The organism is Streptomyces sp. AK08-02, assembly GCF_033795085.1.
GTDB lineage: Bacteria > Actinomycetota > Actinomycetes > Streptomycetales > Streptomycetaceae > Streptomyces > Streptomyces echiniscabiei.
This window is the reverse complement of record NZ_JARAZV010000008.1, coordinates 176,847-201,798: the sequence shown is the minus strand read 5'-3', so window position 1 is coordinate 201,798 and position 24,952 is coordinate 176,847. Positions and strand designations below refer to the sequence as shown.

21 protein-coding genes are annotated in these 24,952 nt (G+C 71.1%); 8 read left to right on the top strand and 13 right to left on the bottom strand.

Going from position 1 to position 24,952, the window contains the following annotated elements:
• Positions 1 to 39: 39 nt before the first annotated feature.
• Together PV734_RS18465 and PV734_RS18460 are read right to left on the bottom strand one after the other, a co-directional pair.
• Positions 40 to 1,683 carry an ABC-F family ATP-binding cassette domain-containing protein gene (locus PV734_RS18465; RefSeq protein WP_319290347.1) on the bottom strand — a complete coding sequence of 548 codons (1,644 nt, stop codon included), beginning with the start codon at positions 1,681 to 1,683 and terminating at the stop codon, positions 40 to 42.
• A 48-nt stretch (positions 1,684 to 1,731) separates the two neighbouring features.
• Positions 1,732 to 2,784, bottom strand: coding sequence for an oxidoreductase (locus tag PV734_RS18460; RefSeq protein ID WP_319091220.1), 1,053 nt, complete (start codon positions 2,782 to 2,784; stop codon positions 1,732 to 1,734).
• A gap of 90 nt (positions 2,785 to 2,874) precedes the next feature.
• Between PV734_RS18460 and PV734_RS18455 the strand changes: the two genes are divergently transcribed.
• On the top strand, positions 2,875 to 3,795 hold the full coding sequence (locus tag PV734_RS18455) for an FAD-dependent oxidoreductase (protein WP_319290528.1): 921 nt from the start codon (positions 2,875 to 2,877) through the stop codon (positions 3,793 to 3,795).
• 137 nt (positions 3,796 to 3,932) lie between these two features.
• On the opposite strand, the gene PV734_RS18450 is transcribed toward PV734_RS18455, so the two are convergent.
• Positions 3,933 to 5,894, bottom strand: coding sequence for a Xaa-Pro dipeptidyl-peptidase (locus PV734_RS18450; RefSeq protein WP_319091221.1), 1,962 nt, complete (start codon positions 5,892 to 5,894; stop codon positions 3,933 to 3,935).
• Positions 5,895 to 6,134: 240 nt separating this feature from the next.
• Here PV734_RS18450 and PV734_RS18445 point away from each other — a divergent pair, with 240 nt between their 5' ends.
• On the top strand, positions 6,135 to 7,607 hold the full coding sequence (locus tag PV734_RS18445; RefSeq protein ID WP_319091222.1) for a M1 family metallopeptidase: 1,473 nt from the start codon (positions 6,135 to 6,137) through the stop codon (positions 7,605 to 7,607).
• 171 nt (positions 7,608 to 7,778) lie between these two features.
• Here the strand turns inward: PV734_RS18445 and PV734_RS18440 are convergent, their stop codons facing one another.
• The 3 genes from PV734_RS18440 to PV734_RS18430 all read right to left on the bottom strand — a co-directional run bounded on the left by PV734_RS18440 (position 7,779) and on the right by PV734_RS18430 (position 12,464).
• Complete coding sequence (locus PV734_RS18440; RefSeq protein ID WP_319091223.1) at positions 7,779 to 9,962, bottom strand: 3-hydroxyacyl-CoA dehydrogenase NAD-binding domain-containing protein; 2,184 nt, start codon at positions 9,960 to 9,962, stop codon at positions 7,779 to 7,781.
• Positions 9,963 to 10,065: 103 nt separating this feature from the next.
• Positions 10,066 to 11,280 carry an acetyl-CoA C-acetyltransferase gene (locus PV734_RS18435; protein WP_319091224.1) on the bottom strand — a complete coding sequence of 405 codons (1,215 nt, stop codon included), beginning with the start codon at positions 11,278 to 11,280 and terminating at the stop codon, positions 10,066 to 10,068.
• A gap of 47 nt (positions 11,281 to 11,327) precedes the next feature.
• Entirely contained in the window at positions 11,328 to 12,464 is a 1,137-nt protein-coding gene (locus tag PV734_RS18430; protein ID WP_319290346.1) for a CaiB/BaiF CoA-transferase family protein, read from the bottom strand.
• A 378-nt stretch (positions 12,465 to 12,842) separates the two neighbouring features.
• On the opposite strand from PV734_RS18430, the gene PV734_RS18425 reads away from it, so the two are divergent.
• Complete coding sequence (locus PV734_RS18425) at positions 12,843 to 14,030, top strand: saccharopine dehydrogenase family protein (RefSeq protein ID WP_319091226.1); 1,188 nt, start codon at positions 12,843 to 12,845, stop codon at positions 14,028 to 14,030.
• Positions 14,031 to 14,058: 28 nt separating this feature from the next.
• Here PV734_RS18425 and mmpA read toward each other — a convergent pair whose 3' ends face one another.
• The 4 genes from mmpA to PV734_RS18405 form a co-directional block, all read right to left on the bottom strand.
• Positions 14,059 to 14,205 (bottom strand): morphogenic membrane protein MmpA, encoded by a 147-nt coding sequence (mmpA, locus tag PV734_RS18420; RefSeq protein ID WP_319091227.1) that lies wholly within the window; start codon positions 14,203 to 14,205, stop codon positions 14,059 to 14,061.
• 69 nt (positions 14,206 to 14,274) lie between these two features.
• A complete protein-coding gene (locus tag PV734_RS18415; RefSeq protein WP_319091228.1) occupies positions 14,275 to 15,003 on the bottom strand; it encodes an endonuclease V in 729 nt (242 codons plus the stop codon).
• A gap of 57 nt (positions 15,004 to 15,060) precedes the next feature.
• A complete protein-coding gene (locus tag PV734_RS18410; protein WP_319290345.1) occupies positions 15,061 to 15,387 on the bottom strand; it encodes a plasmid stabilization protein in 327 nt (108 codons plus the stop codon).
• Between the two features lie 65 nt (positions 15,388 to 15,452).
• The gene (locus PV734_RS18405) at positions 15,453 to 16,532 is read right to left on the bottom strand and encodes an oxidoreductase (RefSeq protein WP_319290526.1); all 1,080 of its coding nucleotides are present in this window, start codon (positions 16,530 to 16,532) and stop codon (positions 15,453 to 15,455) included.
• A gap of 201 nt (positions 16,533 to 16,733) precedes the next feature.
• Between PV734_RS18405 and PV734_RS18400 the strand changes: the two genes are divergently transcribed.
• The 4 genes from PV734_RS18400 to PV734_RS18385 all read left to right on the top strand — a co-directional run bounded on the left by PV734_RS18400 (position 16,734) and on the right by PV734_RS18385 (position 21,143).
• Complete coding sequence (locus tag PV734_RS18400) at positions 16,734 to 17,150, top strand: SsgA family sporulation/cell division regulator (protein ID WP_319091230.1); 417 nt, start codon at positions 16,734 to 16,736, stop codon at positions 17,148 to 17,150.
• Between the two features lie 305 nt (positions 17,151 to 17,455).
• Positions 17,456 to 19,072 (top strand): ABC-F family ATP-binding cassette domain-containing protein, encoded by a 1,617-nt coding sequence (locus PV734_RS18395; RefSeq protein ID WP_319091231.1) that lies wholly within the window; start codon positions 17,456 to 17,458, stop codon positions 19,070 to 19,072.
• A 106-nt stretch (positions 19,073 to 19,178) separates the two neighbouring features.
• A complete protein-coding gene (gene ddaH, locus PV734_RS18390) occupies positions 19,179 to 19,955 on the top strand; it encodes a dimethylargininase (RefSeq protein WP_319290344.1) in 777 nt (258 codons plus the stop codon).
• Positions 19,956 to 20,165: 210 nt separating this feature from the next.
• Positions 20,166 to 21,143: an acyl-ACP desaturase gene (locus PV734_RS18385; protein ID WP_319290343.1), complete on the top strand. Its 978-nt coding sequence runs from the start codon at positions 20,166 to 20,168 to the stop codon at positions 21,141 to 21,143.
• A 124-nt stretch (positions 21,144 to 21,267) separates the two neighbouring features.
• On the opposite strand, the gene PV734_RS18380 is transcribed toward PV734_RS18385, so the two are convergent.
• Positions 21,268 to 21,522: a WhiB family transcriptional regulator gene (locus tag PV734_RS18380; RefSeq protein WP_319091234.1), complete on the bottom strand. Its 255-nt coding sequence runs from the start codon at positions 21,520 to 21,522 to the stop codon at positions 21,268 to 21,270.
• Positions 21,523 to 21,853: 331 nt separating this feature from the next.
• Here PV734_RS18380 and PV734_RS18375 point away from each other — a divergent pair, with 331 nt between their 5' ends.
• Entirely contained in the window at positions 21,854 to 22,645 is a 792-nt protein-coding gene (locus PV734_RS18375; protein ID WP_319091340.1) for a VOC family protein, read from the top strand.
• 184 nt (positions 22,646 to 22,829) lie between these two features.
• Here PV734_RS18375 and PV734_RS18370 read toward each other — a convergent pair whose 3' ends face one another.
• Entirely contained in the window at positions 22,830 to 23,864 is a 1,035-nt protein-coding gene (locus tag PV734_RS18370; RefSeq protein ID WP_319290342.1) for a LacI family DNA-binding transcriptional regulator, read from the bottom strand.
• Between the two features lie 77 nt (positions 23,865 to 23,941).
• The gene (locus PV734_RS18365; protein WP_319290341.1) at positions 23,942 to 24,925 is read right to left on the bottom strand and encodes a multicopper oxidase domain-containing protein; all 984 of its coding nucleotides are present in this window, start codon (positions 24,923 to 24,925) and stop codon (positions 23,942 to 23,944) included.
• Between the last annotated feature and the right edge of the window lie 27 nt (positions 24,926 to 24,952).

Below are 24,952 nucleotides of genomic sequence, written 5' to 3'. Positions count from 1 at the left end.
CTGCGCGACCAGCCCCCACCGGGCCCGCGGCCAGGCTCCCTACGCGAGTTCCGTCACCTTGCCCGCCGCCACCTCGAAGCGGCGGGTCACCTGTACCGCGTTCAGCATCCTGCGGTCGTGGGTCACCAGGAGCAGCGTGCCCTCGTACGAATCGAGGGCCTGTTCCAGTTGTTCGATGGCCGGGAGGTCGAGGTGGTTGGTCGGTTCGTCCAGGACCAGGAGGTTCACACCCCGGCCCTGGAGCAGCGCCAGGGCTGACCGGGTGCGTTCGCCCGGGGACAGCGTCGCCGCCGGGCGCAGGACGTGCTCCGCCTTCAGGCCGAACTTGGCCAGCAGCGTGCGCACGTCCGCCGGTTCCGTGTCGGGGACCGCCTCGCAGAACGCGTCCAGCAGCGACTCGGAGCCGAGGAAGAGCCTGCGGGCCTGGTCCACCTCGCCGACCACCACCCCCGAGCCGAGCGTGGCGTGGCCCGCGTCCAGCGGGACCCGGCCCAGCAGCGCGGCCAGGAACGTCGACTTCCCGGCGCCGTTCGCGCCCGTGACCGCGATGCGGTCCGCCCAGTCGATCTGTACGGTCACCGGGCCGAGCGTGAAGCCCGCGCGGCGCACCTCCGCGTCCCGGAGGGTCGCGACCACCGAGCCGGATCGCGGCGCCGCCGCGATCTCCATCCGGAGTTCCCACTCCTTGCGGGGCTCCTCGACCACATCGAGGCGTTCGATCATGCGCTGCGTCTGGCGGGCCTTCGCCGCCTGCTTCTCACTGGCCTCGCTGCGGAACTTGCGGCCGATCTTGTCGTTGTCGTTGTTCGCCTTGCGCCGGGCGTTCTTGACGCCCTTGTCCATCCAGCCGCGCTGCATCTGAGCCCGGTCCTGGAGCGCGGAGCGTTTGTCGGCGTACTCCTCGAAGTCGTCGCGGGCGTGCCTGCGGGCGACGTCACGCTCCTCCAGGTAGGCCTCGTAGCCACCGCCGTACAGCTTGATCTGCTGCTGGACGAGGTCGAGCTCGAGGACCTTGGTGACCGTGCGGGTGAGGAACTCGCGGTCGTGGCTGACGACGAGCGTGCCGGCGCGCAGGCCCTTGACGAAGCGCTCCAGACGTTCGAGGCCGTCGAGGTCCAGGTCGTTCGTCGGCTCGTCGAGGAGGAAGACGTCGTAGCGGGAGAGGAGGAGGGAGGCGAGGCCCGCCCTCGCCGCCTGGCCGCCCGACAGGGACGTCATGGGCTGGTCCAGGTCCACGGTCAGGGCCAGTGAACCGGCGACCTCCTCAGCCCGCTCGTCCAGGTCGGCGCCGCCGAGGTCGAGCCAGCGTTCCAGGCTCACCGAGTACGCGTCGTCCGCACCCGGCGCTCCGTCCACCAGCGCCTGGGTCGCCTCGTCCATCACCCGCTGGGCCTCGGCCACGCCCGTGCGGCGGGCGAGGAAGTCGCGGACGGTCTCGCCGTCCCGGCGCTCCGGCTCCTGTGGCAGATGGCCGACGCTCGCGGTCGGCGGGGAGAGGCGCAGTTCGCCCTGCTCGGGCGGCAGCAACCCGGCCAGCATCCTGAGGAGGGTGGACTTGCCCGCTCCGTTGGCACCGACGAGCCCGATCACGTCTCCGGGCGCGACGACGAGGTCGAGCCCGGCGAAGAGCGAGCGGTCGCCGTGGCCGGCGGCGAGGTTCTTGGCGACGAGGGTGGCAGTCATCAGAACGCCGATCCTAGCTGCCGCCCGCGGTGCCCCGCGTCCGGGATTTCACCGGGCCATCGGCTCCACCAGCACGGTTCCCGACGTGCGCGCCACGATGAACGACTCCCCCTTCACCGCCCTCGCCTCCAGCGGGATGCGGTGCCGGCCGGGTTCGAGGATGCCGTCGAAGACCTCCAGTGTGTGGGTGCGGTACAGACGGTCCAGCCGGTACGCGGTGAGGTGGACGCGGCAGGTGGAGGTGACCTCTATGCCCGCCTCGCCGTCGGCGGCGACCAGGCGGGTGAGACGGCGCCGCACCGGCGGGCTGCGGTCCAGGGCGTGTTCGATCTGGGCGACGAGGAGCGGGACGATCGGGGCGAGACCGTCGACGTACGCCACTTCGACGCCTGCGCGTTCGAAGGAACGGCGTACGGCGGCGCGTTCCTCCTCGTCGATCGCGCGGCCGAAGGCGACGGCGCCGTAGCCGCGCAGTTCGTCGGCGGGGACGTCCGTGGCGTCCCGGGTGATGTCCGCGCCGATACCGATGGTGCGCAGCGCGGCGGCGAGCTTGGCGAGGACGGCGACCCTGGCACCGATCAGCAGGACCCGCCGGCGGGCCGGTCCTGAGTCGACGGAGCCCACCGCCTCGGCTGCCTCCGCGGTGTCGAGGAGAGCACGGAGCGTGTCCCGGTATCCGGCGCCCGGGAAGCGGAAGGGCCCGATGCCGTGGTAGCCGTTGAGCTCCAGGTCGGCGTGGGTGTCCGTCTGCCAGGCGAAGTCGCGCCACACGTAGTCGTCGCCGTCCCTCTCGATGGCCGCCGTCACGGCGCCGCACGCCAGGTCGGCGCACTCGGGACAGCCGTAGATGACGTACCGGCCGCCCGCCAGGGGTGCGTCGGACTCCAGGAGCAGGCCGCGGACCTGCGCGGTGAAGATCGCGGGCGGGACGTCGGAGGCGAGCGGGGAGACCGCGTCGAGGTCGGAGAGGTGGTGGAGGAGGGGGCGCCCGTCGACGATGAAGTCGAGGAAGTCCCGGTGGACCTGGTAGTCACCGTTGGCCAGGACTCCACCGGCACGTATCGCCGGTGCCAGGCCGAAGGTCGCGTACTCGGCAGACATGCTGTGAGTATCCCCAGACTGGGACCGATCTGAGCACGGCATGACATATTCCGCTACGGTCCCCGCGTGGAGACGCGACTGAGTGGTGAAGTGATCGTGGTCGGCGGCGGGGTCATCGGCCTCACGACGGCGGTGGTGCTGGCCGAGCGCGGCAGGCGGGTCCGGGTCTGGACGCGGGAGTCCGCCGAGCTGACGACCTCGGCGGTTGCGGGCGCGCTGTGGTGGCCGTACCGGATCGAGCCGGAGGCGTCGGCCGGGGAATGGGCGCTCGCGTCGCTGTCCGTGTACGAGGAGTTGGCGAAGCGGCCCGGTGCGACGGGCGTACGCATGGTCGAGGGTGTACAGACCGGGCTGCGGTTGGACGAGCTGGGGCCGTGGGCGGCCCGGGTACCGGAGTTGCGGGAGACGGATGAAGGACTTCGGGCGCGGCTGCCGTTGATCGACATGCCGGTCCATCTGGGGTGGCTGCGGGAGCGGTTCCTCGCGGCGGGCGGCGTGGTGGAGGAACGGTCCGTCACGGATCTCGCCGAGGTCGCGGCGGCCGACGGGGTGGACGTCGTCGTGAACTGCACCGGGCTCGGTGCGCGCGATCTCGTACCCGATCCGGCGGTGCGTCCCGTGCGGGGGCAGTTGGTCGTCGTGGAGAACCCCGGGATCACCACGTGGTTCACGGCGGCGGGGCACGCCGACGCGAAGACCACGTACTTCTTTCCGCAGCCGGGTGGCCTGATCCTGGGCGGCACGGCCGAGGAGGACGAGTGGTCGCTCGTGCCCGATCCGGCGGTGGCGGAGGAGATCGTGCGGCGGTGTGCGGAGGTCCGGCCGGAGATCGCCGGAGCACGGGTCATCGGCCACCGCGTCGGGCTGCGGCCGACCCGTGACGCGGTGCGTCTGGAGCGTGAACCTCTGGCTGACGGGCGGGTGTTGGTGCACAACTACGGGCACGGTGGGGCAGGGGTCACGGTGGCGTGGGGGTGCGCGTCGGAGGTTGCGAGGCTTGTCCAGGAGTGAGGGGGTGATGGGCGTGCGTGGTTCGGTGCGCGCCCGATGGGGGCTGGTCGCGCAGTTCCCCGCGCCCCGGTCGGGGGGCGCTGCGCGCCGCCCCGACCTCACTGTCGGCTCAGGTCTGCCCTGCGGTCAGGGCGCTTTCATTCGGCTCCCGGGATGCGGTGGGCGGTCCGTGGGGCTTTGACGCCGTTGCGGAGGGAAGGGAGCGGGGTGGCCGCGACGGCGCCCGCCGTGGCCCGCGCGAACGCGCCCGCGCCGCCGACGAGGGGGACTCCGGCTGTCGTACGGGACAGGTCGAGGGTCAGGGTGGGGTGGTCGAGCGGCGGGTCGATGAGGCCCTGGTCCGTGCCCGCGACGATCAGGGCGAGGCGGTGGCCCGCCGGGATCACGTGGTCGGTCGCGTGCAGGTCGAGGGTGATCGTGTAGGGCCTGCCCGGGACGAGCGGGGCGCTGTGGGTGGCCGAGGCGTGATTGCCCAGGTCGGCCCAGCCCCGGCTGAAGATCGTGTAGTCGACAGGTGTCGTCTTCGCCTGCGTCGAGCGGAAGCAGGAGCTGTCGCCGGTGGTGCTCGGGCCCCAGCAGGTGCGGTCGGTGAGCGTGGTGATGCCCTCCGCGCCGTCGGCGTAGTCCCGGATGGTGTCGGGGCCGAGGTCGACGAGGACGGCGGTCAGATGCGCCGTCTCGGCGGTCGAGGTCGCCCTCACGGTCACCGTGGAGGAGCCGGACACGCGCAGGTCCTTGGTCAGCGGCCTGGTGACGAAGCCGGCCTTCCCGGACGTCGGGCTGTCGATCTGCGCGGCCCACTCGGTCTCGCTCAGGTACGGGTCGTCGGCGAACGTCGCGGTGCCGGACTGCTTACGAAGGCCCAGGGTGCCGACGCCGGGCTGTGCGCCGGTGCCGGGGCGCAGGCTCACGGTGCGCGTGGAGCGGGGCGGCCAGGTGGCCGAGGTGACCCACTGGTCGGGGTGGCGTTCGATGTCGGCCACGGGCTCGTCGTCGATGCCGTTGTCGTAGCCGAGGAGTTCGTGGTCGAACCAGCGGTGCAGGGCGTCGACCCAGGTGGCGCGGCGGAAGTCGAAGGGGTCGACATGGCCGGTCTGGGAAAGCCAGATCTTGCGCTCGACGCCGTGCTTCGCGAGCGCGTCCCACCACTGGCCGAAGTGCTTCGGGCGGACGTTGAGGTCCTGCTGCCCGTGGACGACGAAGACGCTGGCCCTGACCTTCCGGGCGTCCTTCGCGTAGTCGCGCTCGGTCCAGAAGGAGGTCCAGTCGCCGGTGCGAGGGGCTCCGTCGACGATCTTCCGCTGTACGGCGGCGCACTTGGCGCGGGCGGCGGGGCTCTCGACGTAGTCGGACAGCCATTCGGGGCCGGAGTCGTAGAGAGGGGCGCCCTTCGCGAAGTAGTAGTCGTACCAGGAGGAGATGGCGCTGATCGGGACGATCGTCTTCAGGCCCTTGACCCCGGTGGCGGCGACACCGTTGGCGATCGTGCCGTCGTAGCTCTTGCCGATCATGCCGGTCCGGCCGTTGGTCCAGGTCGCCTTGGCACGGTCGGTGCCGGTGCGGCTCGTGAAGCCCTTGGCGCGGCCGTTCAGCCAGTCGACGACGGCCTTCGCGGACTGGACGTCGGAGCGTCCGCCGACATCCACGCAGCCGTCGGAACGGTTGGTTCCGGCCAGGTCGACACCGACGAAGGCGTAGCCGCGGGGCACGAAGTAGTTGTCGTAGAACAGCGGCATCTGGACAACGTTGCCGCCCGCGTCGTACGTCTTGCGCTGGCTCTCGTTGCCGCGTCCGCAGCAGGAGTAGTAGGGGCTGGCGTCCATGATCACGGGTACTTTGCGGCCCTGCGCGGCGGGCTCGCGGGGCCGGACGATGTCGACGGCCACGCGGTCGCTCTTCCCGTCGCTGTCGCCGTCGAGTCCCGTGTCCACCCAGACGGCCTCGCGGATCGCGTTGTCGTAGGAGTAGACGGGTCTGCTCTCCCGTGGCTCCTGTGGGGCGCTGTGGGCGACGGCCGGGGTGAGCAGGGCGGCCGTGAGGGCGACGGTGGCCGCCGTGGCGAGGGTTCTCCAGGCCGTGAGGCGCGTGCGTATCGGCATGCGCCGGACGCTACCTCGGTCAACTCCCGCACAGAAGAGGGCAGCTGAGGGGCGGGAGGGTGTGAAGGGGCCATGGGGTGGCTGTAAATCGCCTGTGCGGAGAGTGGTACGTGGCGGCCGAATGGCGATCGTGTGACACCGGTGACCATGGACACGCGTGGTGGCACAGCGAATGAATAGGCTCCGGACAGCTTCGCCTTCCCCCCACGACTACGACTGTCTCTACGACTTGGAGCTCTCGTGCACCGCAGACTCATCGCACCCGGCGCGCTCACGGCCTCCCTGCTGCTGGCGATTCCGGCATCGGCCGCGAGCCACGCCCCTGGGGCGCCGGGCATCGGCGACCCCTACTACCCGGCGTACGGCAACGGCGGCTACGACGTCTCGCACTACGACCTGCGGCTCAAGTACCAGCCCGCGACGGATGAGTTGGAGGGCACGGCGACCCTCCTCGCAACCACCACCCAGGATCTCTCCCGCTTCGATCTGGACTTTCTGCTGGACGTCGACGAGGTCCGGGTCAACGGCGCCAAGGCGGCCTTCGCCACCTCCGGCGAGCACGAACTGGAGATCACCCCGCGCACTCCCCTGGCCAAGGGCACGGCGGTCACCGTCGTGGTGCGGTACCGCGGTGTGCCCTCGTCGAAGCAGGCGTACGGCTTCACCAGCTGGCACCGCACACCGGACGGCGGCGTCGGTGCCAATGAGCCCGAGTCGGCCTGGTGGTGGTTCCCGAGCAACGACCACCCGCTCGACAAGGCCACGTACGACGTCTCGGTGCTCGTCCCGGACGGCTCGCAGGCGATCTCCAACGGCACGCTCCAGTCGACGAGTTCACGCCTCGGCTGGACGCGCTACAACTGGCGTTCCAACAAGCCGCAGGCCACGTATCTCGCCACGCTCGCGGTCGGGCGGTTCGACGTCACGACCGGTACGACCGAGAGCGGCATCCCGGTGGTCAACGCCTACAGCAAGGACCTGGGCGACAACTACGGGGCCGCGCGGGCGAGTGTCGAGCGGACCGGGGAGGTCGCCGACTGGCTGGCGGGGTACTTCGGCCCCTACCCCTTCAACGCGCTCGGCGGGTACGTGCCGAACACGAACACCGGGTACGCGCTGGAGACGCAGACGCGCCCCTTCTACAGCCCCCGCCAGTTCGCGAACGGCACGAACGTCTCCGTCGTCGTCCACGAGCTGGCCCATCAGTGGTACGGCGACGACGTGTCCGTCGCCGGCTGGAAGGACATCTGGGTCAACGAGGGGTTCGCGCGGTACGCCCAGTGGCTGTGGTCCGAGCACGAGGACGAGGGCACTGCACAGGAACTCGCCGACTACGTGTACGCCCTCCACCCGGCCGACGACCCGTTCTGGACCGTGAAGCCCGGCGACCCCGGACCCGAGAACCAGTTCGACCTGGCCGTCTACGACCGGGGCGCGCTGGCCCTTCAGGCGTTGCGCGACGAGATCGGCGACGCCGACTTCTTCGCGGTCCTGAAGGGGTGGCCCACACGGTTCGCGTACGGCAACGCGTCCGTCGCCGACTTCCGGGCCTACGCCGAACAGGTGTCCGGGGAGTCGCTGGGCGCGCTGTTCGACACCTGGCTGTTCCAGCCGTCGAAGCCGGGTGCGCCGGCGGCGCGGGCATCGTCGGTTCCGGTAGCGCCGAAGTCCTGGAGGGAGATCGCGGCGACCAATTCCGTGCACGCCGGGTGAGAGTGGGCGTCGCCGCAGCCCGGGCCGTGTTTCCCACGCACCCACCCGTTCGCCGCATGTATCCGGCCCAGGTCCACCATTTCAGCCCGTCCGGCGTTTGAGGACGAGGCCCGTTCAGGGCCGATGCGGGGGCCTGGGGGCGGCAGCCCCCAGACACCGGGGCCGGGAACCCTACCCGTCCCCGAACCCCTCCCCCTTCGCCGCCTTCTCCACCAGCAGCGCCGGCGGGGCGAACCGCTCCCCGTACCGGTCGGCCAGCTCACGCGCCCGTGCCACGAAGCCCGGCAGGCCGCCCTCGTAGCCGTTGACGTACTGCAGGACACCCCCCGTCCACCCCGGGAAGCCGATCCCGAAGATCGAGCCGATGTTGGCGTCGGCGACCGACGTCAGCACGCCTTCCTCCAGCAGCCTCACCGTGTCCAGCGCCTCCGAGAACAGCATGCGTTCCTGCATGTCCTCGAAGGGGATCCGCGTGCCCTCCGCACCCGCACGCGAGAAGTGCTCCCGCAGGCCCGGCCACAGCCCGGTGCGCCTGCCGTCCTCCCCGTACTCGTAGAACCCTCCGCCGCCGCTCCGCCCGGTGCGGCCGAACTCGTCCACCATGCGGTCGATCACCGCCTCCGCGGGGTGCGTCGTCCACGTACCGCCGGCCTCTTCGACCGCCCGCCTGGACTCCGCCCGGATCCTGCGCGGCAGCGTCAGCGTCAGCTCGTCCATCAGGGACAGCACCTTCGCGGGGTAACCGGCCTGCGCCGCCGCCTGTTCGATCGACGCGGGCTCGATGCCCTCGCCGACCATCGCCACGCCCTCGTTGATGAAGTGCCCGATCACCCGTGAGGTGAAGAAGCCACGCGAGTCGTTGACGACGATCGGGGTCTTCCTGATCTGTCGGACCAGGTCGAAGGCCCGCGCCAGTGCCTCGTCCCCGGTCCGCTCGCCCTTGATGATCTCGACGAGCGGCATCTTGTCGACCGGCGAGAAGAAGTGCAGTCCGACGAAGTCGGCCTGGCGTTCGACGCCTTCGGCGAGGGCGGAGATGGGCAGCGTCGAGGTGTTGGAGCACAGCAGGGCGTCAGGTTCGACGAGGTGCTGGATCTCCTGGAACACCTTGTGCTTCAGGGCCGGGTCCTCGAAGACCGCCTCGATGACCGCGTCGCAGCCGGCCACGTCCTGCGGATCCGCGGTCGGTGTGATGCGGGCGAGCAGCTCGTCCGCCTTCTCCTGGGTCGTACGTCCCCTGGAGACAGCCTTCGCGCACAGCTTCTCGGAGTAGTTCTTCCCTCGGGCCGCCGCTTCGGCCGACACGTCCTTGAGGACGACGTCGATGCCCGCGCGGGCGCACGAGTAGGCGATACCCGCGCCCATCATCCCCGCGCCGAGGACCGCCACCCGGCGGACCTGGCGCGGCTCGACTCCCTTGGGGCGGTTGGCACCCGAGTTGACGGCCTGGAGGTCGAAGAAGAACGCCTGGATCATGTTCTTGGACGTCTGCCCGGCGGCCAGTTCCACGAAGTAGCGGGCCTCGATGACCTGCGCGGTCTCGAAGTCGACCTGGGCGCCCTCGACGGCCGCCGCGAGGATCGCGCGCGGAGCGGGGTAGGGCGCGCCGTTCGTCTGCTTGCGCAGGTTGGCGGGGAAGGCGGGCAGGTTCGCCGCGAACCTGGGGCTGGCCGGGGTGCCGCCCGGGATGCGGTGGCCGGGCTTGTCCCAGGGCTGTCGTGACTCGGGGTTGGCGTCGATGAAGGCGACGGCCTTGGCCATCAACTCGTCCTGGGTGGTGGCCACTTCGTCGATCAGGCCGTTCTTCAACGCGCGCTGGGGACTGTACTGGGTGCCCTGGAGGAGCACCTTCAGCAGCGCGTCGGCGATGCCCAGCATGCGTACCGTACGGACGACTCCGCCGCCTCCGGGGAGCAGGCCGAGGGTGACCTCGGGGCAGCCGATCTTCGTACCCGGCGCGTCGAGCGCGACCCGGTGGTGGCAGGCCAGCGCGAGCTCGTAACCGCCGCCCAGGGCCGCGCCGTTCATCGCCGCGACCACCGGCTTGCCCAGGGTCTCGATGCGGCGCAGGTCGCGCTTGATGGCGAGGCCGCCCTCGAACAGGTCCTGGGCCGTTTCGGGGGTGACCCGGATCAGGTCGCGCAGGTCGCCGCCCGCGAAGAACGTCTTCTTGGCGGAGGTGAGGATGATGCCGCGGATGGTGTCCTTCTCCGCCTCCAGGCGGTCGGTGACCACCGCGAGGGAGTCGCGGAACGCCTGGTTCATGGTGTTCGCGGACTGGTTCGGGTCGTCGAGGACGAGGGTGACGAGACCGGTGCGGTCCTGTTCCCAGCGGATGGTGGTGCTCTGTGTCATGACGGGGATCTCCGTAGAAGCTCAGAAGTCTCTTGGTGCCGTCGACGCCGGGGCTGTGAACGACTCGCCCGGTTCGGCCGACTCGGCTGATTCCGCCGGGAGGTCAGAGCCGCTCGACGATCGTCGCGATGCCCATCCCGCCGCCCACGCACAGCGTGGCGAGGCCGTACCGCTTGTCCTGGCGCTCCAGTTCGTCCACGAGTGTGCCGAGGATCATCGCGCCGGTGGCACCCAGCGGGTGGCCCAGCGCGATGGCGCCGCCATTGACGTTGATCTTGTCGAGGGACAGGCCCATGTCGCGTGCGAAGCGCAGGACGACGGCTGCGAACGCCTCGTTGATCTCGACGAGGTCGATCTCGTCGATGGTCAGCCCGGCCTTCGCGAGTGCCTTGCGGGTGGCGGGGGCCGGGCCGGTGAGCATGATGGTGGGCTCGGAGCCGGACACCGCGGCGGAGACGATCCGAGCGCGCGGACGCAGCCCGTAGCGCTCGCCGACCTCCTTGGAGCCGATGGCGACCAGCGAGGCGCCGTCGACGATGCCGGAGGAGTTGCCCGCGTGGTGGACGTGGTCGATCTTCTCGACCCAGTGGTACTTCTGGAGTGCCACCGCGTCGAAGCCGCCCAGGTCGCCGATGTCCGCGAACGACGGCTTGAGCCGGGCCAGCGAGTCGGCGGTGGTGCCGGGGCGCAGGTGTTCGTCGTGGTCGAGGACGACGAGGCCGTTGCGGTCCTTCACCGGGACGAGGGACCGCTCGAAGCGGCCGGCCTTCCACGCCGTCGCGGCCCGTTCCTGGGAAAGGGCCGCGTACTCGTCGACGTCACGCCGTGAGAAGCCCTCGATGGTGGCGATGAGGTCGGCGCCGATGCCCTGCGGCACGAAGTTGACGGCGAGGTTGGTCATCGGGTCGTTGAACCAGGCGCCGCCGTCCGAGCCCATCGGCACCCGTGACATCGATTCGACGCCGCCCGCGAGGACGAGGTCCTCCCAGCCCGAACGGACCTTGGCGGCGGCCATGTTGACGGCCTCCAGGCCCGACGCACAGAAGCGGTTCTCCTGGACGCCGGCCACGGTGTCGGGCAGCCCGGCGACGACCGCGGCGACCCGCGCGATGTCGGACCCCTGGTCGCCGACGGGTCCGACGACGCCGAGCACGATGTCGTCGATCGCGGCCGGGTCGAGGTCCGGGAAGCGGTTCCCGATCTCGTGGATGAGGCCGACGACGAGGTCGACGGGCTTGGTGCCGTGCAGGGATCCGTTCGCCTTGCCGCGTCCGCGCGGGGTGCGGATCGCGTCGTACACGTACGCTTCGGTGCTCACTGGTGGGCCTTTCGGGGAGGGTGGGCGAGCGGGCGGCTCGACCGAGGTCAGCCGCCGTCCTGCAGGAGTCGGGGCACGTCCCAGTCGCGCGCGACGGCCGCCGTGTCGGCGCCCGGCAGGGCAGGGCCGCTGTGGATCGACGTGTGGCTCACGGAGAAACGCGGCGCGGGGGCGGGCTGGGTTATGCCGCCGTGGTCGGTGAAGGTGCCGCGGGCGGCCAGGTGCGGGTGGTGCGGGGCCTCGCGCAGCGTGAGGACGGGCGCCACACAGGCGTCGGAACCCTCGAAGACGGACGTCCACTCGTCCCTCGTACGGGAGGCGAAGCGAGCGGTGACGGCCTCGCGCAGGTCGTTCCAGCGGGAGACGTCCTTGCGGGCGGCGGCGTACTCCGGGAGGCCGAGCAGATCGAGGAACTCCTCGTAGAACTGCGGTTCCAGCGCGCCGACCGCCATGTGGCGGCCGTCGGCGGTCTCGTACGTCCCGTAGTACGGGCAGCCCCCGTCGAGGAGGTTGGCGCCGCGCCGGTCCTGCCAGCCGCCCGCCGCGAGCATGCCGTGGATCATCGTGGCGAGGTGGGCGGCACCGTCGACGATCGCGGCGTCCACGACCTGGCCGGTGCCCGTAGCGCGCGCGTGGTGGAGGGCGGCGAGCACGCCCACGACGAGGTAGAGGGAGCCGCCCGCGAAGTCACCGAGGAGGTTGGCCGGGACGGGCGGCGGCTGTTGGGGGCTGCCGATCATGCCGAGGACGCCGGTCGGGGCGAGGTAGGCGATGTCGTGTCCGGCACGGCGGGCGAGCGGTCCCTCCTGGCCCCAGCCCGTCATCCGGCCGTAGACGAGCCGCGGGTTGCGGGCGTGACAGCTCTCGGGGCCGATACCGAGGCGCTCGGCGACGCCGGGGCGGTAGCCCTCGACCAGGATGTCGGCGCGGGCGGCCAGGTCGAGGACGCGGGAGGGGCCGTCGGCCGCCTTGAGGTCGACGATCACCGACCGTTTGTTGCGGTTGGTCACGTCGTACTCGGGGTCGACGGCGAGTCCGGTGCCGCCCGGCCGGTCCACCCGGACCACGTCGGCGCCCAGGTCGGCGAGGAGCATCGCGGCGAACGGTCCGGGCCCGATGCCGGCCAGCTCGACCACGCGCACTCCGCTGAGCGGACCGCTTCCCGCCGTCCCCGCCACTGACATCGCGCCCCCGCTCCCGTGACCCAACCGATGCGACACTCGCGATGCTAGGCCTGTCTGACAATTCCCGTCTGCCCCGCGACGCCATGCACGCACTCTCGCCGCACCGGGCGCAGACCCAAGTACATCCAGTACGAGGGTCTACGCCCGGCACACCGAGAGCACGCACCTGACGCCGCGAGGCCGCCCTCCGGGCGACGACGGGAATTGTCAGACAGGCCTAGGAACGCGTTCCACTCCGCACAAGGCTTTGCCGGGCACATATTAAGCAAGCGCTTGGCCAAGTAGCTCGTTCCGGACACCGCCCGGCCGCGAGACTCCACTCGCCTCACGCTAGCCTCGACCACCGACAACGGCGCGGGACGCGCGATGAGGGGTGTCATGAGCAGGTCGAGCAGGGTGGAACGTCCGTACGACATCGTGCTGTTCGGAGCCACGGGCTTCGTCGGCACACTCACCGCCGAATACCTCGCCGCGCACGCGCCCGAGGGCCTGCGCTGGGCGGTCGCCGGCCGCAGCGCGGACAAGCTGGAGCGGCTGCGCGAGCGCCTCTCGGGCATGGGCGCGGCGGCCGAGATCGGGGTGCTGCGGGCGGATGTGTCCGATCCGGACTCGCTGCGCGCCCTCGCGGGCCACGCGCGCGTGCTGGCCACGACGGTGGGCCCCTATCTGACGTACGGCGAGGAACTCGTCGCCGCCTGCGCGGACTCCGGCACCGACTACCTCGACCTCAGCGGTGAGCCCGAGTTCGTCGACCTGATGTACGTGCGGCACGACACCCGCGCGCGGGAGACCGGCGCGCGGCTGGTGCACGCCTGCGGTTTCGACTCGGTCCCGCACGACCTGGGCGCGTATTTCACCGTGGCCCAGCTGCCCGAGGGGGTGCCGTTGACCGTGGACGGGTTCGTGCGCACCGACGCGATGTTCTCGGGCGGCACCTTCGCCTCGGCACTCAACCAGTTCTCCCGGGGACCGCGGATGCTGGCCGCCGCACGCGACCGCCGGCGCCATGAGCCGCGGCTGCTGGGCCGCCGGGCGACCGCCCCGGCGGGCCCGCCCCGGTTCGCCGGGGAGGTCGACGCCTGGGCGCTGCCGCTGCCCACCATCGACCCGCAGGTCGTGGTGCGTTCGGCACGCGCGCTGGAGCGCTACGGCCCCGATTTCCGGTACCGCCATTACGCGGCGGTACGACGGCTGCCCTTCGTGGTGGGCGGGGTCGCCGCCGCCGGTGCGGTGTTCGCGGCGGCCCAGGTGCCGCCCGCGCGGCGCTGGCTGTCCGGGCGGCTGCAGCCCGGTGACGGGCCGAGCGAAGAGCGGCGGGCGAAGAGCTGGTTCTCGGTGCGGTTCGTGGGCGAGGGCGGCGGACAGCGGGTGTTCACGGAGGTCGCGGGCGGCGACCCCGGCTACGACGAGACGGCGAAGATGTTCGCCGAGTCGGCACTCTCCCTGGCCTTCGACGACCTCCCGGCGACGGCCGGGCAGGTCACCACCGCCGTGGCGATGGGCGACGCGCTGATCGAACGTCTGCGCAAGGCGGGGATCACGTTCCGGGTCGCGGCCGCCAGGTGACTCCGGGCCTCCGGCGCGCTCCCGCGGCTTACTGGGCCCAGCCCGTGACCGTGTAGATCATGCCGGCGATCCAGGCGAGTCCCGCCAGTACGGCGACGACCAGCGCGGCCGTGACGGCGCGCTCGACGGGCTGGGCGGGGCTGGTGAGGGGCTTCGGGGCCCGGTGCGTGGTCATGGGCACAGCCTGCCGACAGCTCGGGCCCGCCGACATCCGCGCAAGTACTCAGATCGCATACTCAGATGATCATCTGATCCCATCGGGCGAGTCCTGCTTCCAGGCAGTCGCTTCCTTCAATGCGCGTCTGCACAGGGCGTCCGCCCGGCGGGTCGTCTCCGGGAGTCGGTAGTCCGGGGTGAGCGCGAGGGTATGGGCGCATGCCGTGTCGAGGGAGGTGCGGTGACCGACCGAGACGAACACCGGTTTGACCGCGTCCCGGGTGCGCAGGGCGCGGCCCACCTCCTCCGTGCCCGCCAGGAGCGGTGACGCCGATCCGCGCCGGGTTCCCGGCTCCTCGTACGTGAAGGTGAAGGGGTTCTTCGCGACGCCGATCGTGGGAAGCCCGGTGAGGACGCCCAAGTGGGCGGCGAGGCCGAAGCGGCGGGGGTGGGCCAGGCCGTAGCCGTCGCAGACGACGAGGCCGGGCGGGACGGGCAGCGCCTCCAGGGCGGCCAGGACGGCCGGGATCTCACGGAACGCGAGGAGGCCGGGCACGTACGGGAACGGAACGCGTCCGGCGGCCGTCGCCTCGGCGACGACGTCCAGGGTCGCCGCGTCGAGGACGACCGCGGCGGCCACGACGAGGTCGCGCTCATCGTCGTAGGCGACGTCGACGCCTGTGACATGCCCGGTTCCGGGCGGCGGGCCCGGCTCGTCGAGGACGACCCTCGGCCGCAGCTCGTCCTGGACCGCGCGGGCCCGCTCCTCGGTGGTGGGCCAGCCCGCCGGAATGGGTACGGTCGTCGTCATCGCCATGGTGACGACGAGCGTACGGGCCCACCGACCGGCCCCCCACCACAGGCCCGCTGTCCCTCAGTTGTCGCCGAGGGCCTTTTCCAACTGCGCCTTGTTCATGTCCGAGCGGCCCTGGACGTTCCGCTTCCTGGCCTCCTGGTAGAGCTGGTCGTACGTCGGCCCCTGGGCGCCCTTGTGCGAGCGCTGCCCGCCGCGCTTGCCGGACGACATGTCCTGGGTGGACGTACGACTGGCCGTCTTGGACTCGCCGGAGCGGGCGCGTTCCTTGTTGACGGTCCGCGCGGCGATCTCCTCGGCACGCTTCTCGCTCTCACCCCGGTCCAGCGCGCTGTCCTTGATGTGCTCGTACTGACGTTCCCGCTTGGGGCTCGCGCCGCGTGGCATGGCCGTTCACTTCCCCTCGCTCGTGGTGTCCTCTCGTTCCGTGCGGGTGAACGGGTACCCGCGCCTCACAATTCGAGCCGTGCCACCCGCCCCTTCTCACCGGCGGCCCAGCAGCCGAGGTCGGGAGCGCAGTCCACGGTGTCGTACGAACCCGTGTCGACGGTCTTCCAGGTGCGCCCCGCGTCCGTGGTGAGGTCGGTGCCCGTGGGGCCGACCGCGAGCGCCGCTGTGCGGCTGTACGGGAGCCAGGCGACGCCGGAGCGGTAGGCGGGCGGGGAGGTGGCGGCCGTCGTCCAGGTGCGGCCTCCGTCCACGGTGACCGCTCCCGCGCGCGGGGAGGTCTGGTCGGCGCGGTAGTCGCCGCCGACCGCGAGTCCGTGCGTCCGGTCGCGGAAGGCGAGCGCGAAGACACCGCGGGCCGGGTCGCCCGCAGGTATCGGCGTGTCGGAGGCCGTCCAGGTGAGCCCGCGGTCGGCGGAGTGCAGCACGCGCGCGCGTGCACCCCCGCCGGTGGCCAGCCACACGTCACGCGGACCCGAACTCACCAGGCACTGCCCGCTCGCCGCGAAGCCCGCCTCGCCCTCCAGGGCGGCCGGCATGCCGGCGCTGGGCAGCACGGTCCAGGAGCGTCCGCCGTCGCCGGTGGAGAGGATGCGGAACCTGCCGTCCACCGGGTCGCTCATCGCCAGGCCGTGGCGGCTGTCGAAGAAGGTGAGGCAGTCGTAGAAGGCCCTGGCGTCGGTGTTGCGGAAGGACTCGGTCCAGGTCCTGCCGCCGTCGTCGGTGCGGTAGACGCGGGAGTCCTCGCCCTCTCCGATGGCCAGGACCACGGCGCGCCGCGCGTCGAACGCCTCGATGTCCCGGAACTGGAGTTCGGCCGCGCCCGGCGGAGAGACGTTTCGCCAGCTCGCGCCGCCGTCGGTGGTGCGCAGGACGGTGCCCTGAGTGCCGGCGAGCCAGGCGGTGCCCCGGCTCACTGCGGACAGTCCGCGGAAGCGGACGTCGGTGGTGCCGCTGTCCTTCGGCGCCCAGTGCGGCGCCCGGTGTCCGGCGCCCGACCCCTCGTGGGCCTGCGAGGCCTGCGCCGGGGCCGCCAGTCCGGCGGCGACGGCGGCGAGTGCGGCCCCGTAGGCCCCGGCCACCATCGCCCGCCGCATCCGACTCGTACGCCTGTTCTGTCGCTGCATCCCCAAGATCCTCATGGCGGGCGAACGTAGCAGGGAATGAACTCGGTGACAGAGGTCACTAGAAATTCAGGTGCACTGATTGGCTCATTCCAGCGTCTCTCTCAGTGTGCGGACCGTTCCATCCAGGAGTCCGGCCAACCGTCACAAGGGAGCAAGTCGTTGTTCACCGTCATCGAGCAGCTCGTAGATGCCCGTCTCGTCGCCGCCGCACCGCGGGTGACGAGCATTCCGGCGACACTCACCTACGACCGGAGCGACCCGTTCGCGGTCCGGATGACCTTCCCCGCGCCGGCCACGCTGGAGGGCGTGGAGGTCTGCTGGACCTTCGCCCGCGAACTCCTCGCCGACGGACTGCGGGAGCCGCAGGGCCACGGTGACGTGAGGGTGCGGCCCTACGGCTACGACCGCACGGTCCTGGAGTTCCACGCCCCCGAGGGCACCGCGGTCGTACATGTCCGCTCGGGCGAACTGCGGCGCTTCCTGGCGGCCACCACCACGCTGGTGCCCGTCGGCCTGGAGCATCTCCAGACCGACCTGGACCGCGACCTCGCGGAGCTGATGCGCGACGCCCTGTGAGAGGTGTTCCCGCCCCCACCGCGGTGGCCCCGCTCTAAATGCTTTGACAGCCCGAAACGCCTCTTCCTACGCTTGCAGCGGTCCTGTTGCCGTCGAATGGAGAAGGACGTTGCTCTACTGAGGTCTTGAGACACCGCGCCGCACACCCTCCAGTGGTGTGTCCGCGCAGCGTGCGACCTCGGTGTTCGAGCCGTCCGTTCCTCCCTCCGGAACAGGGCCTTTCTCGTGCCTCCAGGATTCCCCCGTCTGCCGTCGGTGTCTCGACACGCGTTTGCCCCCACCGAATCAAGCAACCGCGAGGCCACATGTCAGCCACCACTTCCGTCGCCGTCACCTCCCTGTCCTTCGCCTGGCCCGACGGCACCGCCGTCTTCGACGGTCTCGACGTCGCCGTGGGCCCCGGCCGCACCGGGCTCGTCGGTGTCAACGGATCAGGAAAGTCAACCCTGTTGAAGCTGATCGCCGGACAGCTCCGGCCCGCCGACGGCACCGTCCGCGTCGCGGGCGACGTCGGCCACCTCCCGCAGTCCGTCACCCTCGACACCGCGCTGCGCGTCGAGGAGGTCCTCGGCATCTCCGCCCAACGGGCCGCGCTGCACGCCATCGAGACGGGCGACGCGGCCGAGGAGCACTTCGAGACGATCGGCGACGACTGGGACGTGGAGGAACGCGCCCTGGTCACACTCGGCGAACTCGGGCTCGGCCACATCGACCTGGACCGCACGGTCGGCGAGGTCTCGGGCGGCGAGGCGGTCCTCCTGCGGCTGGCCGCGCTGCTCCTCGACCGACCGGACGTGCTCCTGCTCGACGAACCGACCAACAACCTGGACCTGTACGCGCGTCGACGCCTGTACACGGCCGTCTCCTCCTGGCCCGGCGTGATGATCGTGGTCAGCCATGACCGCGAACTCCTGGACCTGGTCGACCAGATCGCCGATCTGCGCTCCGGAGAGGTCACCTGGTACGGCGGCAACTTCTCTGCGTACGAGGAGGCGCTCGCCACCGAACAGGAGGCCGCCGAGCGCATGGTGCGCGTGGCCGAGGCCGACCTGAAGAAACAGAAGCGCGAACTGGTCGACGCCCAGGTCAAGTTGGCCCGCCGCAAGAAGTACGGGCAGAAGATGTTCGAGCAGAAGCGTGAGCCGAAGATCGTCATGGGGGCGCGCAAGCGGTCCGCCCAGGAGTCGGCGGGCAAGCACCGCATCATGCACGAGGAACGGCTCGCCGACGCCAAGGAGCGGCTCGACGAGGCCGTGGACGCCGTACGGGACGACGACGAGATCCGCGTCGACCTGCCGTACACGGCCGTACCGCCCGGGCGCACCGTACTCACGCTCCTGGACCTGGAGTTGACGTACGGAGCGAGCGCCGGTTCCTTCGACCTGCGCGGGCCCGAGCGGATCGCGGTGATCGGGCGCAACGGGGCGGGCAAGACGACCCTGTTGCGGACGATCGCCGGGGAGCTGGCGCCGGTCACCGGGGAGGCACGGGCTCACGTACCGCTGCGCTTCCTGCCGCAGCGGCTCGATGTGCTCGACGACGAGCTGACCGTCGCGGAGAACGTGGCCCGGTTCGCCCCGGGCGCCACCAACAACCGGGTCCGCGCCCGGCTGGCCCGCTTCCTGTTCCGGGGTGCCCGTGCCGACCAGCGGGCGGCGACCCTGTCGGGCGGCGAGCGTTTCCGCGCCGCCCTGGCCGCTCTGATGCTGGCGGAGCCCGCGCCCCAGCTCCTGATGCTGGACGAGCCGACGAACAACCTCGACATGGCGAGCGCGCGACAGCTCACGACGGCTCTGGACTCGTACGAGGGCGCGCTGATCGTGGCCAGCCACGACCTGCCGTTCCTGGAGTCGATCGGGATCACCCGGTGGCTGCTGCTGGACGGGGAGCTGAGGGAGATCGATCCGGAGGAGGTGGGGTGATCCACGCGGGGGTGCGGCCACCGGTCCGACCCCCGGGGCTTTTGTCCGCACAGGCCCGCCCTGCATGATGTGCGCGGACGCCCCCTTCCGATACGGAGTTCGCCTCGTGCCCAGCAAGAAGGCCCTGATACGTCGCCCCAGCCCTCGCCTGGCCGAGGGCCTCGTCACGCACATCGAGCGCGAGGCGATCGACGCCGACCTCGCCGGCCGGCAGTGGGAGGCGTACGCGGAGGCGCTGCGCACGCACGGCTGGGAGACCGTCGAGGTGGATCCGGAGGACGACTGCCCGGACTCGGTGTTCGTCGAGGACGCGGTGGTCGTCTACCGGAACGTCGCCCTGATAGCGCGGCCCGGAGCCGAGTCCCGGCGCGGTGAGACCGGCGGTGTCGAGGAGGCGGTGGCCCGCCTCGGCTGTTCGGTGAACTGGGTCTGGGAGCCGGGCACCCTGGAGGGCGGTGACGTCCTCAAGGTCGGCGACACCCTCTACGTCGGCCGGGGCGGGCGGACCAACGCCGCCGGCGTGCAGCAGCTCCGGGCCGTGTTCGAACCGCTCGGCGCCCGGGTCGTCGCCGTGCCGGTGAGCAAGGTGCTGCACCTGAAGTCGGCGGTCACCGCGCTGCCGGACGGGACCGTCATCGGATACGCGCCCCTGGTGGACATCCCGTCCCTCTTCCCGCGCTTCCTGCCGGTGCCCGAGGAGTCCGGAGCCCACGTCGTCCTGCTGGACGGCGGGAAGGTGCTGATGGCGGCGAGCGCGCCGAAGACGGCCGAGCTGCTCACCGACCTCGGGCTCGAACCGGTGCTCGTCGACATCAGCGAGTTCGAGAAGCTCGAAGGCTGTGTGACATGTCTCTCGGTGCGGCTCAGGGAGCTGTACGCCTGAAAGGTGACGGTGGCACTCGTTCAGCCCTTGACCTGCGGGTCCGGAGACAGGTCCGGAGACCCCCCTCACTCTGGCATGAACCCGTTGATCAGGGATATTTACCATGCCCTTAACCTACGGTGGCGTAACCTACGGGAACGTAGCCTACGATGCCGTAGGTCCAGTCCCCCGCGGTCCGCGCACCCGCTCGCACGTCATTCTGGAGCATTCATGACGATCACTTCTCCGCACCTCGGCAGCCCGTCCAGCGAATGGACCGACGCTCGGCTGCTGTACGCCCTGGAAGAAGTGGTCGAGACGGAACTCAACCGTCATCTGAAGGTCGCCAAGGACTGGATGCCGCACGAGTACGTGCCGTGGAGCGACGCCCGCAACTTCCCCGGCATCTTCGAGGACGGTGAGGCCTGGGACAAGGAGCAGTCCAAGGTCACCGAGCTCGGCCGGATCGCCCTGGTCGTCAACCTCCTCACCGAGGACAACCTCCCCAGCTACCACCACGAGATCGCCAGCCTGTTCGGCCGCGACGGCGCCTGGGGCACCTGGGTGCACCGCTGGACGGCCGAGGAGGGCCGCCACGGCATCGTGATGCGCGACTACCTGCTCGCCTCCCGCGCGGTCGACCCCGACAAGCTCGAAGCGTTCCGTATGCAGCACATGGCCGAGGGCTTCGAGTCGGACAACCGGCACTCCATGCTGCACTCGGTGGCGTACGTCGCCTTCCAGGAGCTGGCCACCCGCGTCTCGCACCGCAACACCGGCCACCAGTCCGGCGACCCGGTCTGCGACCGCATGCTGGCCCGCATCGCGACCGACGAGAACCTGCACATGGTGTTCTACCGGAACCTGTTGAAGGCCGCCTTCGAACTCGCACCCGACCTGACCATGCAGGCCGTACGGGACGTGATCGTCAACTTCCGGATGCCCGGCCACGGCATGCCCGGCTTCGAGCGGGCCGCCGCGCAGATGGCGATCGGCGAGGTCTACAACATGCGCATCCACCACGACGACGTGCTCCAGCCCGTGCTGCGCCATCTGAAGGTCATGGACATGGGCGATCTCGGTCCCGAGGGCCTGAAGGCCCAGGAGGAACTGGGCATGTTCATGGGCGGCCTGGACTCGGAGGCCTCCAAGTTCGACGTGAAGCTCGCGGCCCGCAAGGCCCGCATGGCGGCCCGCGCCGCCGGCTGACCCGCCCCGCCCCCGGAACACCACTCACCCGTATCACCCGTACGCCGTCACCTCGGCCCGCACCGCGTCCCGTACGCCGGCCCCGGGGTGGCGGCGCGGTGCTGTCGGCCCGACGCCCCTGGCGTCAGTGGGTGGTGTGCGAGGTGCGTCGGAGCTGGAGCCGCTCCTTCTCGGAGAGGCCGCCCCAGACGCCGAACCGTTCGTCGTTGCTGAGCGCGTACTCCAGGCAGGCGGGGCGCATCTCACACATCCCGCAGATGCGCTTCGCCTCACGGACCGAGCTGCCCGGCTCGGGGAAGAAGAAGTCGGCCCCGGTCTGCGCGCACAGGGCCTGCGCCTGCCAGGCGCTGTCCATCGGGCTGATCGTCTCGTAGTACATGCACGAGAGCGTGCCGGACGGTGAAAAACGTTCGCTCAACGTCCGATCAACGGCGGCCACCGGAGACACCGGAGACACCGGAGACACCTGGCGAACGGCCCGAGGTCTCTCGCCGGTTCGCCCGATGATGCTCCCGCCGCAGGCACGAGCGCACGGCGGCGCGCGGAGCGCCCTGGAACCGGGCGCGGCTGCTCCCTCACCCACGGTCACCGTGGTCGGCGCCCCGGCCCTCGGCAGCGCCACGGCGGCGATTGTCAGTGGGCGGTGCGAGACTCGGCAGAGCAGGCAACGGGTCCCTCGCAGCGGGCGGGGCCCACGAAGGAGGGCAATGATGCTCACCACTCGTTTCGTGACCGGTGCTCCGAACTGGATCGATCTCGGCACCCCCGACATCGAGGGCGCCACCACCTTCTACCGGGCGCTCTTCGGCTGGGACTTCCGGTCGGCCGGCCCCGAGGCCGGCGGGTACGGCTTCTTCCAGCTGGACGGGCGGACCGCCGGGGGCGGCATGCAGATGACCGAGGACCAGGGTCCGCCGTCCTGGACGGTGTCCTTCCAGACCCCGGACGCCGACGCCACCGTCAAGGCCGCCGAGCAGGCCGGCGGCGGCACACCGGCGCCACCCATGGACGTCATGGACGCGGGCCGGATGGCCATCCTCACCGACACCACCGGCGCCGTCTTCGGCCTCTGGCAGCCCGGCCGGATCAAGGGTCTTGAGGTGGCCGGCGACCTCGGTTCCCTGTACTGGGTGGAGCTCTACACGACGGACGTGCCCAAGGTCGCCGCGTTCTACGCCACCGCGCTGGGTCTGGAGACCTCGGCGGTGCCGTTCCCCGGCGGCTCGTACACGTGCGTGAATCCGGCGGGTACGGGGGACGAAGGGATGTTCGGCGGCCTGGTCGACGTGGACGAGGACCCGACGGGCATCGAGACCACGCCGTACTGGCTGCCGTACTTCAAGGTCGCCGACACCGACGCGACGGTGGCGACGGCCCAGGAACACGGCGGGCAGGTCCGGCTGCCGCCCACGGACATCGAGGGCGTCGGCCGCGTCGCCAGACTGACGGACCCGTACGGGGCGCGGTTCGCGGTGATCAGGAGCGCGTCGGCACAGAGCTGAGAGGACGCGCGCCCTCAGGGACACGGGGGCCGGGCGACCAGCCCCCTCGGACCGCGCGACCAGGCCTGTTCAGCTCGCGTGACCAGGCTGCTTCAGACCGCGTGACCACGCTGCTTCGGCGCGCGACACTCGCGACAACCGAGCGTGAACCGCCGACCCCGCGAACCGCCCGCCCCGCGGAGCGCTACGCCGAGGCGCGACGGACCAGGGTCGTCGGCAGGACCAGCCCGGGCGGCTCGCCCGCCGGGGCGGCCCTGCCCGAGGGGCCGAGGTCACGCAGCAGCAGGCGGGCCATCAGGCGGCCCATCTCCTCGATGTCCTGGCGGACCGTGGTGAGCGGCGGGTCGGTCTGCTCGGCGATCGGCAGCATGTCGTCGAAGCCGACGACGGCGACGTCCTCGGGCACGCGCCGTCCGTGTCCGCGCAGTACACGCAGGGCGCCCGAGGCGGTGAGGTCGTTGGCGGCGAACACGGCGTCAAGGTCCGGGCACCGGTCCAGGAGTTCACGCATCGCCCGTTCCCCGCCCGCCGGCGTGAAGTCGCCTTCGACGATCCGTCGCGGGTCGGCGTCGGGCACGACGTCCCGGAACCCGTCGAGCCGGTCCGCCGCCGAGGTCTGGTCGAGGGCGCCCGTGATGTGCGCGATCCGGGTCCGCCCCAGGCCGACGAGATGCCGTACGGCCGTCCGGGCGCCGCCCCGGTTGTCGCTGTCGACGTACACGGCGTCTCGGGTGCCGTCGCTCCAGCCGGGCCTGCCGCCGAACACCGTGGGCAGGCCCGCACCCCGGACCAGCTCGGGCAGTGGGTCGTCGAGGTGCAGGGAGAAGACGAGGGCTCCGTCGACATGTCCACCGGCGAGATACCGGCCGACGCGGGTGTGGTCGTCGCGGCCCTCGGTGAGCAGCAGTACCAGTTGGGAGTCGTGAGCGGTCAGTTCCTTGCTGATGCCCCGGAGTTGGAGGGCGAAGAAGGGGTCGGCGAAGACCCGGGTCTCCGGCTCGGCGATGACGACGGCGATGGCGTCGTGCCGTTTCGTCACCAGGGAGCGGGCGGCCTGGTTGGGCACGTACCCGAGTTCCTCGACGGCCCGCCTGACCCGTTCGACGAGCGGTTCGCGCACACCGTCCCCGCCGTTCACGACACGTGACGCGGTGGCCCGGGAGACTCCGGCCCTCGCGGCCACGGCCTCCAGGGTGGGACGCGACGCGGTCTCGGTCACTTCGGGGCTCCTCATCCGGCGGTTGCCGATCAGGATAGTCCCGGCCCGGCACCTGATGAGAGCGCTCTCCGATCCCGTCAGTGCCCGTGCGACGACCGAACCTCTCCCGTCCCGCCCGCACCGTGGGGCTCGTAGCCCGGAATCGTCCCGTCCGCCCTGCGCACCAGGAAGAGACCCGCCATCCCCATGTCCGAGTGGCTCTGTACGTGGCAGTGGTACATCCACGCGCCCGCGCCGACCCCCTCCCCCGCGATCACCTGGAAACCGAAGGAGTCCGCCGGCCCCACGATCTTGTTGTCGAGCACCTGGCTCGGGTCGTCGGGGCCGGTGAGCAGGCCGGTGCGGTTGTCCGCCCAGCGGTGACCGTGCATATGGAAGGTGTGGTAGTACTCGCCGTGCGTGATCATCACGAACTCGACGCGATCACCCACCGTGGCCTCGAAGTCCGGGCTCCGGTGGCCGGGCCGGTTGTTGATCGTCATGTCGTTGAAGACGATCGTGTACGTGGTGTCCGGGAGGATGTCCCCCTTGCGCCGGACGATCACCGGCCCGTAGAGGCCCTTGCGGATGCCCCCGGTGCCGTGTTCGGTGCCGACGACATGGTCGTGGTAGTGCCAGTAGCCGGCGCTCCCCGCCCGCCAGGTACCGTCCGCGCGGCGGCCCGGGGCGTGGGTGCGCCAGGTGTAGGTACGGGTGCCGCCGGGTTCGACATCGCTGCGGCTCAGTTTCGTGCCGTCGCTGGAGATCTCGTAGTCCAGGCCGTGGACGTGCAGGCTCACGGCCACGTCCGTCGTGTTCTCCAGGGTGATGTGGGCCGTGTCGCCCTCGTTCAGCTCGATCAGCGGGCCGGGAACCGATGCCGTGCCCCTCGCGAAGCCGTAGCCCAGCTGCCCGTCGGGGAGGCGCTCGGCGTACAGCTGGAGGTGCCGCACCTCACCCCCGGCCGGGGCGGTCCTCGCGGGCGCGGCGGTCGCACTGCCGGCCTCCGGAGCCACGGACAACGATGTCGCGACGGCCGCACCACCCAGCAGCACCCGCCGGTTGAAGTCACGCCTGTCCATGCCGAACTCCCCAGTCTGGTACGGAAG

What these genes read in the sequence shown, in the direction of transcription:
- PV734_RS18465 (WP_319290347.1), bottom strand. Translation starts at nt 1,683, where the DNA reads ATGACTGCCACCCTCGTCGCCAAGAACCTCGCCGCCGGCCACGGCGAC.
- PV734_RS18365 (WP_319290341.1), bottom strand. Translation starts at nt 24,925, where the DNA reads ATGGACAGGCGTGACTTCAACCGGCGGGTGCTGCTGGGTGGTGCGGCC.
- PV734_RS18385 (WP_319290343.1), top strand. Translation starts at nt 20,166, where the DNA reads ATGACGATCACTTCTCCGCACCTCGGCAGCCCGTCCAGCGAATGGACC.
- mmpA (WP_319091227.1), bottom strand. Translation starts at nt 14,205, where the DNA reads ATGACCACGCACCGGGCCCCGAAGCCCCTCACCAGCCCCGCCCAGCCC.
- PV734_RS18430 (WP_319290346.1), bottom strand. Translation starts at nt 12,464, where the DNA reads ATGTCAGTGGCGGGGACGGCGGGAAGCGGTCCGCTCAGCGGAGTGCGC.
- PV734_RS18440 (WP_319091223.1), bottom strand. Translation starts at nt 9,962, where the DNA reads ATGACACAGAGCACCACCATCCGCTGGGAACAGGACCGCACCGGTCTC.
- PV734_RS18460 (WP_319091220.1), bottom strand. Translation starts at nt 2,784, where the DNA reads ATGTCTGCCGAGTACGCGACCTTCGGCCTGGCACCGGCGATACGTGCC.
- PV734_RS18375 (WP_319091340.1), top strand. Translation starts at nt 21,854, where the DNA reads ATGCTCACCACTCGTTTCGTGACCGGTGCTCCGAACTGGATCGATCTC.
- PV734_RS18425 (WP_319091226.1), top strand. Translation starts at nt 12,843, where the DNA reads ATGAGCAGGTCGAGCAGGGTGGAACGTCCGTACGACATCGTGCTGTTC.
- PV734_RS18450 (WP_319091221.1), bottom strand. Translation starts at nt 5,894, where the DNA reads ATGCCGATACGCACGCGCCTCACGGCCTGGAGAACCCTCGCCACGGCG.
- PV734_RS18405 (WP_319290526.1), bottom strand. Translation starts at nt 16,532, where the DNA reads ATGGTGGCCGGGGCCTACGGGGCCGCACTCGCCGCCGTCGCCGCCGGA.
- PV734_RS18410 (WP_319290345.1), bottom strand. Translation starts at nt 15,387, where the DNA reads ATGCCACGCGGCGCGAGCCCCAAGCGGGAACGTCAGTACGAGCACATC.
- PV734_RS18415 (WP_319091228.1), bottom strand. Translation starts at nt 15,003, where the DNA reads ATGGCGATGACGACGACCGTACCCATTCCGGCGGGCTGGCCCACCACC.
- PV734_RS18380 (WP_319091234.1), bottom strand. Translation starts at nt 21,522, where the DNA reads ATGTACTACGAGACGATCAGCCCGATGGACAGCGCCTGGCAGGCGCAG.
- PV734_RS18395 (WP_319091231.1), top strand. Translation starts at nt 17,456, where the DNA reads ATGTCAGCCACCACTTCCGTCGCCGTCACCTCCCTGTCCTTCGCCTGG.